Origin of the sequence: Bacillus sp. HY001 (assembly GCF_007558965.1) — a bacterium.
Taxonomy (GTDB): Bacteria; Bacillota; Bacilli; order Bacillales; family Bacillaceae_G; genus Bacillus_A; species Bacillus_A mobilis.
The window spans coordinates 1-12,455 of record NZ_VLTE01000049.1; the positions used below are offsets into that span (position 1 = coordinate 1).

Sequence of the window (12,455 nt, forward strand, 5' to 3'; positions counted from 1 at the left end):
GCTTCTCTTTTACCTCTGGTTTCTCTAACACGTTCGGTTCTTCTGTCACCTTTGGCTCTTCCGGTTTAACTGGATCTTCTAGCTCTTTTATTGTTTCTGCTTTAGTTTGCTCTTCTTCTGGTGTTACCCAAATTTCCGGCTTTTCTGTTACTTCTGGATTCTCAAGCTCTTTCGGCTCTTCTGTTATCTTTGGTGCTTGCGGTTCACTTGGGACTTCCAGTTCTTCTAATGTTTCTTCTTTCATTTGTTCTTCTGTTTCGGTTGCTTCTTGTATCTTTATATTTGTAATATCATATCCGTTAACTTTCGATTGATATCCTGATACTGGTTGTTCTTTTATTTCATACGTATAAGCTTTTCCTTCATTATCAACTGCTGGTAATTTTTCAAACTCATATTTCCAGCCATTCGCTGACGTAACTTCTTTCGTTGCGATGACTTTACCGTTTTGTAGTAAATCTACTTTAATCGTTTTTGGGCGATCGTTTACTTTATCGCCTTCCCACGTTTTCGTTCCTGCAACAGATGTAGTTTTTAACTTATTTGGAACCATAAGTTTAATTCCATTTACAGCATCCTGCTTAATTGTAAAAGAAATTTTTGCTTTCGGATCAAACTCTACGTAGTTCGGAGCAGCGATTTCTTGCACATAGTAATTACCTGGAGCAAGGTTTGGTGCTTCAACTATTCCATCTTGATTTGTTGTATAAGAATCACCTATTTGCTGACCTGACTCTGTAAACAATTTAAAAGAAACACCTGGGATTACTTTCCCTTCGTTCCCTTCAATATGCTTTACAATTTGCAGCGTTCCTTTTGCAGGTAGATCCCCTTCAGCTTCGCCACCGAATGATATATTTTTAACCTTTACACTATTCGATTCAGAAGTAGGTTTCTCATATAAAATTTGATAATCAAGTTTATAGTCATTTTGTAGAAATTCTAATTTCTTTCCACTCTCAGTTATAGTTGATGTATAAGCAACAGTAAATGAATTAGCGCTCCCCATATGTCTATAAACTACAACTTCAAATGAGTTATCGCTAGTAAACTTAATATATCCATAACCTCGCTTTTGAAATTGCTCAAGAGACAAATATTCTCTATTATTAATCGTTATATAGAAACTACCTGTATTAAGCGTTTGTCCTTCTTGTAACGTATCTTTCAAAACGATATTGTCATGTAAATGTTGTTTCTTTAAATTAATATTTAAAAACCAACGTACTTCATTACTTTTGTCTGGCTGAATATCACCAGATTTATAGAAAAAGATTCCCGGCTCTTTCCCGTCCCCTTTTGGATGAGTAATGCTAACCGTTTGTTTTTCTAAATTTGTTCCTAAATTTGTTTGTACATCTTTCGTTTTTCCTGCTTCTACATTCGTACCTTGAACAGTGAAATTAAAGCTCCCTCTAATATTCTCAAGCTTCTCTACTGTATCATTAAATGTACAAACTACATTATTCCCATTAATTTGGCACGTACCAAAAACACGTCCTGACTCATCCTTTAATGCAATTGTGCCACTAAAACCCTTTAATTCTGGAGGAAGTGCTAACGTTAATGTATCCCCGGACTTCATCTTTTTCCCAGGCTTTTCACTAAAATATACACGTATGTTAGTCTGTTCCCCATAATTTAATTTTGTTTTTTCAATCGCAAAACTATCAACAAATCCTGCTGTGTTTAATTCTTGAGCATGACCTATGATAGGTGTAAAAACTTGTCCAATGATAACAGTAAAAATAAAACAAATTACAGATATTCTTTTTAAATATGTACTCATAAAACCTCCAATATGAATTGTTAAACTTTTAACCATGAAATCCATTCCACCCAAAATACCCCTTATACTAAGGGGTTACAGACTAAAGATTATTTGCAGCATCAAACCATCGTTAGTTCTACAACATAAAGTAATAAAAAGCACAATTCATTCACTATATTGTGTTCATTCCTACTTTTTTCGGGCAGCCAACAATAAATACTAGTCCTAATAAAAATGCATTACAAGACTGTTCATTTACATATTAATTTGTTACTATATTCATGCTACCAAAATATACTAAATGACCACTTTATCCATACGGTCATCTGACGACTGACTTTCTTTATCTTTTAGCAATAATTCTCCTCTAATACCTTTATTCCATTCTTACTACATTTATTATTTTAACATCTAAAAAATACATCTAAAAAAATCATAAAACCCTTATACAAAGCGGTATATATGCATTCACAATCAAACTGCAATACTCCAAAAAATATTTTTACATAATAATAAAAGAGAATTTCAATAGAAGAAATACACCATTTTTTTAATCGTTTTCAAAAAAATAAAGCTATCTTTTCTTATGAAAAAAGATAGCTTTATTTGTATAGACGACTGCTCTACTTCCTATTGTTTTGCGCCTTTCAACGACTCTCTCAGGATAAATTTTTGTAATTTCCCACTCGCATTACGAGGCAGTTCATCCACAAATAAGTAATGACGTGGACGTTTATAATCTGCTAGTTCATCACTATCTTTACAATATATTTCCAAATCTTCTTCTGTAATCGCTTCATCTTTCTTTACAACGACAGCTACAACGCGTTCTCCCCATAATTCATCTGGCTCACCAAGCACCGCAACATCTAATACACCAGGATGACTATGAAGGAAATCTTCAATTTCACGTGGATAAATATTAACGCCTCCGCTAATTACCATATCATCCACACGATCTGCGACGAATAAATAGCCATCTTTATCGAAATAACCTAAATCACCAGAGTGATACCATCCTTTATACATCGATTTTGCATTTGCTTCTTCTCGGTTATGATAACCAGCCATCATAGTTGGGCCGCGCAAAATAATCTCCCCCACTTCATAAGGAGGCAATACATCATCTGGCTCTGCTGGTGCATCATCGTTTGGTTTTACGATGCGGATTTCATGACTAAAGCATGGTGTTCCCGCTGAACCTGCTTTCGTAATTTGATCTTCTTCTACGAGAAACGCAACAACTGGTCCCATTTCTGTCATTCCGTAAATTTGGACAAGATCGATATAAAGACGTTCTTTACATTCTTTCACTAGCGCTGGAGCCATCGCTGCTCCTCCATAAACACCAATCTTCATCGAAGTTAAATCGTACTGTGTTAAATCTTTTTGCAGTAACATATTCCACATCGTCGGTGCTGCAAAAAACGTCGTAATCTTCTCTTCTTGAATCGTATGTAATACTCTATCTGTATCAAAGTGATGTAAAATCACATTCTTTCCACCAACTTGAATGCGCGGAATAATCCCAGCATTTAACTCGCCGCAATGATATAAAGGTGCTACAACAAGTCCGGCGCTATCTCTATTATATTTTATGAAATACGTACAAATCATACTATGCTCAGTCATTTCTCGATGGCGATGTAGTACGCCTTTCGGATGACCAGTCGTACCGCTCGTATATAACATAGAACAATAATCCATTTCATCGACTTCAATATTTACTTTTTCAGCTGATGCTTCATTTACTTTTTCATGGTAAGAACTCGCATAGGAAGGTGTATCGTCTTCTACATACCAAAAAGACGAATTTGGAAAATCTCGTTCAATGATAGCAACAGTTGATTCAACTGCTTTTTCAAAAACTACTACTTTCGAGGCTGCATCTTGAAGGATATACGATAATTCTTTTGCTTTTAAACGGAAGTTAATCGGGTTAAAGATTGCCCCAATTTTCGCACAGGCTAAGTAAACGTTTACAAATTCACGGCAATTATATAAGTAAACAGATACAGTATCTCCCTTTCTTACCCCTTCTTTCAACAGAGCTTGCGCCGTTTTATTTATTTGCTCATCCCACTGTTTATATGTCCAGCGAATGTTCTTTTCCGGCTCTACTAACGCCTCTTTATTCGGGTACTTACCAACTGCTAAATCAAATATTCTCCCTATCGTCATGTACATGCCAACAATTTCCCCCTTTTCTCTTTCATAAATCTATCATTTCGTCCATAAGTAGACATTGTCCTCTAATGATTTGACTAATTTTTCTGATTATTATCGACATAGTTTTACAAACAATGCCGTTTATCAGTAAGTGAAATTATACCGACCACAACTTGAATCAGCCCACAAATAATGAAATAAAAAAGAGGCTATTCCAAATCGGAACAACCTCTTTCTTCTTATACAAATAGCTCTTCTAAAATTTTCAGTTTGTCTTCTGTATATTTTACGAAGCCATCGTTATATGATTTTGGATCTTTCGGATTTGCGAAGTGAGTAATTGCACCTGTCTTCGGATGAACAAATTTACTTGATGCCCCGCAACCAAGTCCGATAATTGATTGAACTTCTTCCATAATAACAATGTTATAAATGCTTTCTTGCGTCGGCATTGCATAACCAACGTTCTCTAAGTTACCTAAAATATTCTTTTGACGATATAGGTAATATGGTACGTAATTATGCTTTTGCGTCCACTCTTCTGCTTCGTGCATCATCGCTGTAATTTCTTCGCGACCAGCAACTTTATATTTACGTTTGTTTTGCGTCATTTCAGAAGCACGTTTAAATGATAACGTATGAACTGTTAATGATTCTGGCATTAACTTTTCTGTTTCATCTAACGTATGCTTGAAGATATCTAGCCCTTCACCAGGAAGACCAATAATTAAGTCCATATTAATATTGTTCATTCCCATTTCACGAGCTAAGTGATACTTCTCAATTGTTTCTTCTACAGTATGGTGACGCCCAATTGCTTTTAATGTCTCTTGATGGTATGACTGCGGATTAATACTAATACGGTCAATATTCCATTTATTTAACACTTCTAATTTAGCTGGCGTAATTGTATCGGGGCGACCTGCCTCAACTGTTACTTCACGCACATTTTTTACATCTGGGAACGCTTCATACATTTCTTCATACAGCATATCCATCTCTTCTGCTGTAATACTTGTCGGTGTACCGCCGCCGTAATAAATCGTCGTAACTGTTACACCTTTTTCTTTTAAAAACTTACCAATTTCACGAACTTCATAATGTAAACCACCTAAGAATGAATCAACAGATCCTTGGCGTCCGTTAATTGCATAAGCCGGGAATGTACAATATGCACATTTTGTTGGGCAGAATGGAATACCGATATAAATACTTACTTCCTCTTTCAAACGGTATAAATCTGGAACTACCGCTAATTGGCAATCCACAATACGCTGAAGAAGTTCAATTTTCTCTTCATGAATTAAATAGCTTTCACGAAGTTCTTGATGCGCTTCTTCTTTTGACATACCACTTTGAAGCATTTTATGAAGAAGTTTTGTCGGACGAACTCCTGTTAAAATGCCCCAGCTTTGTTCAAGACCAGTTAACTGCTGAAGAACAGAAAGATATACATAAGAAACAACGTGCTTCACTTGCTTCATACGCTCTTTTTCATCTGTGAAAGCAGATAAATCTTTTGCGAATGTTTCTTCATACACATTTCCAGTAGCAACATCTGTTAAACGAGCAGATGCTTTTACATTCTCTTCAATGTGTATATCAACGATAAGATTTGCTTCCTCTTTCTCAAATCCAATCGTACTATCTTCAAAAAATAAGCCGCCAATATTTTGCAGCGGACGTAAAAAACGATCATCTTGTAACGTTTTAATTGAAATTAACAACATTATCACCTTTTCATTTGCAAACTCTCTTTAGTTTACTTGAAGGGCGTTTGTAGGTCAATACAGAAGGTTTTACCTTATCTTCTTTCGTTACATCCTTAACCTATACATGAATTAGCCCAAACGGTACGGAAAAAATGGCAAAACAAAAAAACGTAGCCAAAAAGCTACGTTTTTCTTTCATCGTTTCGGTTCATTTTTATGATTCTTCAAAAACGGAAGCGGGAATTGTTTACGGAAATGCTCTTTAATCATATATTCTACGCCGTTCTCACTATTTGAACGTGTAATCCAGTCGGCTGCTTGCTTTAATTCTACAGGCGAGTTCCCCATCGCTACACCAAGCCCAACATTTTCAATTACTTCTAGGTCTTCTAAACTATCTCCAATCGCAACCATTTCGTTTAGGGAAATATTTAAATGCTCTCCAAGCAATTGTAATCCACGTAATTTTGATACATTTTGCGGCAAAATTTCTATTCGTTTTGAATCACACTCAACATACTCTATATCTTGAAATGCTTTTCGTAATGTATTTAGCCCTCGTTCTTTTTCACCTTTACTTTGGAAAACAACATCAATTTTTGGTGCCGCTACTGGATGATCACGAAGCGCATCACCTAACGAGTCTACAAACTGAACCGGATAAAATAATGGATCTGCGCTTGATAATACAGTACGCGCAATTAAGTTCGGTGTATTTCTCTCACGATTTCCAATTGAAAACCGTTCATGAGAAATGCGGACGTTACAATCGAAGTGCTCTAACACTTGCACAATGTTAAACGTCTTCTCTTCCGATAATCTTCTTTGAACGTACGGCTTATCTAACGTCGCTGAAACGAAAGCACCGCCATGTGTTACTAATATAGAATCTAATTTTAACGCCTTTGCTACCTTATAAGCGGATTGAAAATTACGGCTCGTAAATAATGTAACGTATACATCTTTTCTTTTCACAAATTCAATCGTTTCTCGTAATCCTTTTGCAATTTTTCCGTTGTTGTATAGTAGTGTCCCATCTATATTAAGAGCTAGTAAGCGATAAATCATGTCGCACTCCCCCTCTTCGCTGTTATACTCTATCCATAATTTATGAAATAAATGTAGTAAATAGAACGAGTTAGAATTACTACTGAAAATTTGGTTTACTATATACATATACACTTAGCAAAGGAGATAGTACAATGCAGGCACCTCCTTCCTTTTATGAAGGCGATACGTTAGAAGTTGCAAAGAAATTACTTGGACAGAAGCTTGTTCATATTGTAGACGGAATAAAGCGAAGCGGAATCATTGTAGAAGTAGAAGCATATAAGGGGCCCGATGATAAAGCCGCGCATAGTTACGGCGGGCGACGAACAGACCGTACAGAAGTCATGTTTGGCGCACCTGGACATGCTTACGTATATTTAATTTATGGTATGTATCATTGCTTCAACGTCATTACAGCACCAGTTGGCACCCCGCAAGGCGTTCTCATTCGAGCCCTTGAGCCAGTAGACGGAATAGAAGAAATAAAATTAGCGCGCTACAACAAAACAGACGTTACAAAAACGCAGTATAAAAATTTAACGAATGGCCCTGGCAAACTATGCCGTGCCCTCGGAATTACGTTAGAAGAACGAGGCATATCATTACAAAGCGACACATTACATATTGAACTCGTCCCAGAAGAAGAACACATATCATCACAATATAAAATAACAGCAGGACCTCGTATTAACATCGACTATGCAGAAGAAGCTGTACATTATCCGTGGCGTTTTTATTATGAGGGGCATCCGTTTGTTTCAAAGAAATAAACATATGTAAAAGGAGAGACTATGAGGGGGAAACCTGAACAAAAAATAGAGTCAGAAAAAGTCTATAAAACGAAGAAAAACCCAGATGGAATGTTTGTAGCGAGAATACTACAAATTCCAAAAGATGAAGATAAACTAGACTTTGTTCTTATTTTGCAAAATAAAAAAACAAAAAATATTATTTATAACAAAGTTTTAGTAACAACAAATAACGACTATTATTCTTTCCGACTAGTCCGCGGAAATATAGAATGGTCCTCCTTATATACGGTTACAGTATGGGATGGGCTTGGACATCAATTGGTAGAGGTATCAGCTGTAACAGGTAAAGAGAATTATTTCATTTCTGATGAGCATTGTTCCGCATATCGGGAGTAACCTAAAATAAAAGAGAAGCCAAATCGGCTTCTCTTTTTACTCCGCGCCTTCCGCAGTCGCAATATTATCCTCTAAGTTTTCTCTTGATAATTCAGCCGTCATAAAGTCAGCTGTTTCTGGAAGAGCTAAATGCATATGCGCTTTTTGAGAAATTTGGATCGTACAGTTTTCTACAACATAATCGAAAACATGTCCGCCCCCGCTTCTTTCATCATCAATGTAATGTAAGTGGAAACCAGCTACACCAATACCTTGCGCGTAATCTGGTGTCCAAAATCCAGCAAGCGTACCTTCTGTATGTTTAAATGAAAAGATTGGTTGTGATTTCGTCACTTCAACGAGTGGTGTATATGGTTTTTCTTGTCTTGGAACAGTTCTCGTTCTTACTTCACGGAACGTACCGTCCATTCGAATCGCATAAAATAAGTTTTTACTCGGCATCAATTCATGTAATAAAGATTCCACTTCTTCACGATTCATCGGGTGCTCTACCGTATAACTCATTTCTTTTTCAAAAAACGTTACAGTCGCAAACGGTGTTGTTTCTTCTGGTTCTACTTTTTCTGCTGAACCGTCTGAACGTAAATGATAAAATTCGTTATCAAATGCAATCATTTCACCATCTAATTGATCAAATGTGCCGATGCCGAAATCACCACGTTCTTTCAATTCCTCAAAGCTAATCACACCATCATATATACCATCTAATAGCGCAAGCATTGTAGATGTTTGATATACTTCATTACTCGTTTTCGTTCTTTTTGCATCAATATCAATGAATTGTGCAACAGTCATCTCAATCATGCCTCCATTAGTTTAATTGGTTTGGTAATAATTTTTCGCTTAATTTAATGTTGTCACGGTAATCAATTGGAACATCAATAATGACAGGACCATCTGCTGCTAGTGCTTCTTTTAATACACCTTCTAATTCATCAGGCGTGTTAACACGAAGACCTTTTGCACCGAAACTTTCTGCATATTTCACAAGATCGACATCGCCAAACTCTGTAGCTGATGTTCTACCGTATTTCATCATTTGTTGGAACGCAACCATATCATATGTACCATCTCTCCAAACGAGATGGACAACAGGCGCATTTAAACGTACCGCTGTTTCTAATTCCATTGCTGAGAATAAGAAACCACCATCACCTGATACGGAAACTACTTTTTTACCTGGTTCTACTAAAGTAGCTGCGATTGCCCAAGGAAGTGCAACACCTAACGTTTGCATACCGTTACTAAATAATAATCTACGTGGTTCATAAGAACGGAAACATCTCGCCATCCAAATAGAATGGGAACCGATGTCACATGTAACGGTTGTATCGTCACTAATTAAAGAACGAAGTGTACGAATGACTTGAAGTGGATGCGTAACACCTTCTGAAGCACGATTTGGAACTTCTGCTTGTTCTGATAATTTCGCGCGTAATCGCTCTAACACTGCTTCTGATTTCGTACTTAACACAAGTTTCGGTAATTTTTCTGCGATGCTATTTACTGTTAAAGCAATATCACCAATTAATTCACGCTCTGGTTGGTAATCATGATCGATATCTGCTTGATGGTCATCAAGATGAATAATCGTTCTGTCCCCAAGCTTATTCCAGAATTTCGGATCATACTCAATTGGGTCATAACCGATCGAAATAACGAGGTCTGCCTCTTCTAGTAAAATATCACCTGGTTGGTTACGGAATAATCCAACGCGACCGAAGAAATGATCTTCTAGCTCACGTGAAATTGCACCAGCTGCTTGATATGTTTCAACAACAGGAAGTTCTGTATCTGCAATTAATTCACGAACAGCTTTCGTCACTTCATTTGTGCTCGCTCTCATACCGAGTAAAATAACCGGTAATTTCGCTGACTTTATTTTTTCTACTACATATGTAATTTCATGTGTGGGAGCGATTCCAAGCTGTGGCTTAGAAAGCGCACCGATAGACTCTACAGTCGTTTCCGCAGTCATAACGTCTTGCGGAAGACTTACTAAAGTAGCTCCTGGATTTGTGGAAGTCGCACTTCGGAATGCATTACTTAATGCTTCTGGCACATTATCAGGATGCTCTACTTCTACGCTATATTTTGTGATTGGTTCGAATAGTGCAGCATTATCCATAGACTGATGCGTACGTTTTAATCGATCTGTACGCGGAACTGCACCAGCTAAAGCAACAACGGGATCACTCTCCGCATTCGCAGTAACAAGACCTGTCGCTAAATTTGATGTCCCTGGTCCTGAAGTTACAAGACATACGCCCGGTTTCCCTGTTAATCTACCAATAGCAGCTGCCATAAATGCTGCATTTTGCTCATGACGACAAACAATTAACTCTGGTCCTCTTTCTTGCAGTACATCAAATACAGAGTCAATCTTCGCTCCTGGAATACCGAAAACATGTGTAACACCTTGTTTAATTAAACAATCAACAACAAGATCTGCTCCTTTTGTTTTTGTCTTCACGTCGTTTGCTTTTACACCTGTACTCAAACTAATCATTCCTTTATTTCATAATGTGTGTAATAAAGATTTTTAATTTCACCTAGTTAATTAATGTGGTGAAGTATTGTTTATCATTATAGTACAAATGCATTATTTTTCCAAGAATATGAATTTGACAGTATTTTGACAAATAATAAGGAATACGCTTACAACCCTTTGCTTATCCTAAAATAATATTTTTATATCTCCTCTAAAAATATACGGAAAACTTTTATCTCATCACAGTATTAAAAACTTCACAGTACCTTGCAAAGAACACTAGTAAATGATATATTTGTAAATATTGGAATACCCATTAATTGGAACACGCTTTGTATTTCGTATCCTCCCTTTCAAAAAATAGGATTCTCAGCTTTAATTCATCATTTTATAAAGGAAGTGATTGTTATGAACAAAAATGAATTTTTGGAACAACTTCATTCTTCCCTACGGAATATGCCTAATGTAGAAAAGAAAGATATTATTTCGGAGTATGAAACTCATTTTATCAGTGGTAAACAAGATGGAAAATGCGAAGAAGAAATTTCTAGAAAACTAGGAAACCCTAAAACGATCGCGAAAGAACTTACTGTTTCCTATGCAGTAAGCAATGCTGATAATAAACGAAGCTTTAAAAATATGATAACCGCACTATTTTCTGTTATGAGCTTAAGTGTTTTAAACTTTGCCTTTATCATTATCGCCTTTTTCGTACTACTCTTTTTATTACCGATTCTTCTAGCACTTATCATTGCCACTCCATTATTAATCATCTCACCTATTTTATTAATAGGGTTAGGATTCTTTAAAGGGTTTCATCAAATTAGCTATTCCGATGTTTATAATGTGTTCATCGCTTTTTGCAGCGGTTTACTCATATCTGTCATATGTTATCAAATGATAAAACATCTATACGCAACTTTAGTTAAGTATTTGAAATGGAATATAGCTATTTTACAAAGATAATAATGAATGTAAAAGGAGATTAAAATGAAGAAGTATACTTTATATCTACTCATGTTACTTACAATTTTATTGCTACCAGCTTGTTCAAACGATACACAATCTAATGAAGCAAATGATACACGATATGATAAATTAGACGATGTACAATCTATTAAAGATGTTACGATAAAAATTCCAGAAACTATATTCACTTCCTCAAAAAAGAATGAAACGATTAATGAAGATGAAATGAAACAACATATAAAAACGTATTTAGATTATAGCGGAGAGTTAGATGAAAACATCGTTCCACTTTCCTCAGCCATGTCTGACGAGGAAGTCACGGAATCCGATTGGGAGAAATTACAACAACTTGTAGATTTAGCAAAACAAAATGATGCGAATTTCCATAATTTTATTAGTAACAATACGATTCCTGATGATTACAAACAGCCTTCGAAGGAAATTCATGATTACATTTCAGCGTCTACGGCACTTTCAGTAGAACTAGAGCAAGAACTAGACAAACTCTCACAAGATGGCAACTTATTCAAGACTGATTTTTCTTTTACAAAGCGCTTTGAGCAAGTGAATGGTAGGAAGCAAAAAGAAATTGAAAAGTTTTTGAAGGAAAAGAATATTGAGACTGAGTATTTCCGCAAATAACAAACAAAAAAGACGCCCCTATACAGGGGCGTCTTCCACTATTACGCTTGTTGTTGCGCGTTATATAAATCTTCAAGTGGCTTCATGATAATTTTGTTAACGTCAGTGATAACGATGTTTAGGCGTTGTTCAGTTTCCATTAACTTTGTGATTTTAGCATCTTGTTGAATGCGAGCTACAACTTCTTGTGCTTTTTGGTTATCTTCTTCAGAGATTTCTTGACCTTGCATCATTTTTTGTTGTAGGCCAAGTTGCATTGTACGGAACTCATCGAATAAGTTCTTTGAAGCTGCGTCACCTTGTACTGCTGCGTAGCTTGCTTTTAATGTTTGGAAATCTTCGTTTTCAGCGATTGCTTTTTGTAATTCATATGCAACATCATGAATGTTTTTTGTCATTTTATTTTTCCTCCTTTAGAAGGCTAGCGCTTTTCGCTCGCACTGCCTTTTAAGTGCGTTTACATACGCACCTCTTCTTACCATATCAAACTATGCAAGAGATGT

The 12,455-nt window shown here is 36.2% G+C and carries 11 protein-coding genes; 4 read left to right on the forward strand and 7 right to left on the reverse strand.

Annotated features, from left to right (window positions below; translation table 11 throughout):
- The 4 genes from FOT98_RS21480 to FOT98_RS21495 form a co-directional block, all read right to left on the reverse strand.
- The coding region (locus tag FOT98_RS21480; protein WP_144291142.1) for a Cna B-type domain-containing protein at positions 1-1,789 on the reverse strand (1,789 nt) is incomplete at its 3' end.
- A 612-nt stretch (positions 1,790-2,401) separates the two neighbouring features.
- Positions 2,402-3,958 (reverse strand): fatty acid--CoA ligase, encoded by a 1,557-nt coding sequence (locus tag FOT98_RS21485; protein WP_063263541.1) that lies wholly within the window; start codon positions 3,956-3,958, stop codon positions 2,402-2,404.
- A gap of 221 nt (positions 3,959-4,179) precedes the next feature.
- Positions 4,180-5,670: a coproporphyrinogen III oxidase gene (locus FOT98_RS21490; RefSeq protein ID WP_063263540.1), complete on the reverse strand. Its 1,491-nt coding sequence runs from the start codon at positions 5,668-5,670 to the stop codon at positions 4,180-4,182.
- 177 nt (positions 5,671-5,847) lie between these two features.
- Entirely contained in the window at positions 5,848-6,720 is an 873-nt protein-coding gene (locus tag FOT98_RS21495) for a Cof-type HAD-IIB family hydrolase (RefSeq protein WP_063263539.1), read from the reverse strand.
- A 134-nt stretch (positions 6,721-6,854) separates the two neighbouring features.
- Here FOT98_RS21495 and FOT98_RS21500 point away from each other — a divergent pair, with 134 nt between their 5' ends.
- Together FOT98_RS21500 and FOT98_RS21505 are read left to right on the forward strand one after the other, a co-directional pair.
- Entirely contained in the window at positions 6,855-7,472 is a 618-nt protein-coding gene (locus FOT98_RS21500) for a DNA-3-methyladenine glycosylase (RefSeq protein WP_063263538.1), read from the forward strand.
- 21 nt (positions 7,473-7,493) lie between these two features.
- Positions 7,494-7,850 carry a hypothetical protein gene (locus FOT98_RS21505; protein ID WP_063263537.1) on the forward strand — a complete coding sequence of 119 codons (357 nt, stop codon included), beginning with the start codon at positions 7,494-7,496 and terminating at the stop codon, positions 7,848-7,850.
- 36 nt (positions 7,851-7,886) lie between these two features.
- Here FOT98_RS21505 and alsD read toward each other — a convergent pair whose 3' ends face one another.
- Together alsD and alsS are read right to left on the reverse strand one after the other, a co-directional pair.
- On the reverse strand, positions 7,887-8,645 hold the full coding sequence (gene alsD / locus FOT98_RS21510; RefSeq protein ID WP_063263536.1) for an alpha-acetolactate decarboxylase: 759 nt from the start codon (positions 8,643-8,645) through the stop codon (positions 7,887-7,889).
- A gap of 16 nt (positions 8,646-8,661) precedes the next feature.
- Complete coding sequence (gene alsS, locus FOT98_RS21515) at positions 8,662-10,350, reverse strand: acetolactate synthase AlsS (RefSeq protein WP_063263535.1); 1,689 nt, start codon at positions 10,348-10,350, stop codon at positions 8,662-8,664.
- A gap of 399 nt (positions 10,351-10,749) precedes the next feature.
- Here alsS and FOT98_RS21520 point away from each other — a divergent pair, with 399 nt between their 5' ends.
- Together FOT98_RS21520 and FOT98_RS21525 are read left to right on the forward strand one after the other, a co-directional pair.
- Positions 10,750-11,307, forward strand: coding sequence for an HAAS signaling domain-containing protein (locus tag FOT98_RS21520; RefSeq protein ID WP_063263534.1), 558 nt, complete (start codon positions 10,750-10,752; stop codon positions 11,305-11,307).
- A 24-nt stretch (positions 11,308-11,331) separates the two neighbouring features.
- On the forward strand, positions 11,332-11,952 hold the full coding sequence (locus FOT98_RS21525; protein WP_063263533.1) for an NDxxF motif lipoprotein: 621 nt from the start codon (positions 11,332-11,334) through the stop codon (positions 11,950-11,952).
- Between the two features lie 41 nt (positions 11,953-11,993).
- Here the strand turns inward: FOT98_RS21525 and FOT98_RS21530 are convergent, their stop codons facing one another.
- Positions 11,994-12,350: a YlbF/YmcA family competence regulator gene (locus FOT98_RS21530; RefSeq protein WP_000164618.1), complete on the reverse strand. Its 357-nt coding sequence runs from the start codon at positions 12,348-12,350 to the stop codon at positions 11,994-11,996.
- Positions 12,351-12,455: the final 105 nt, after the last annotated feature.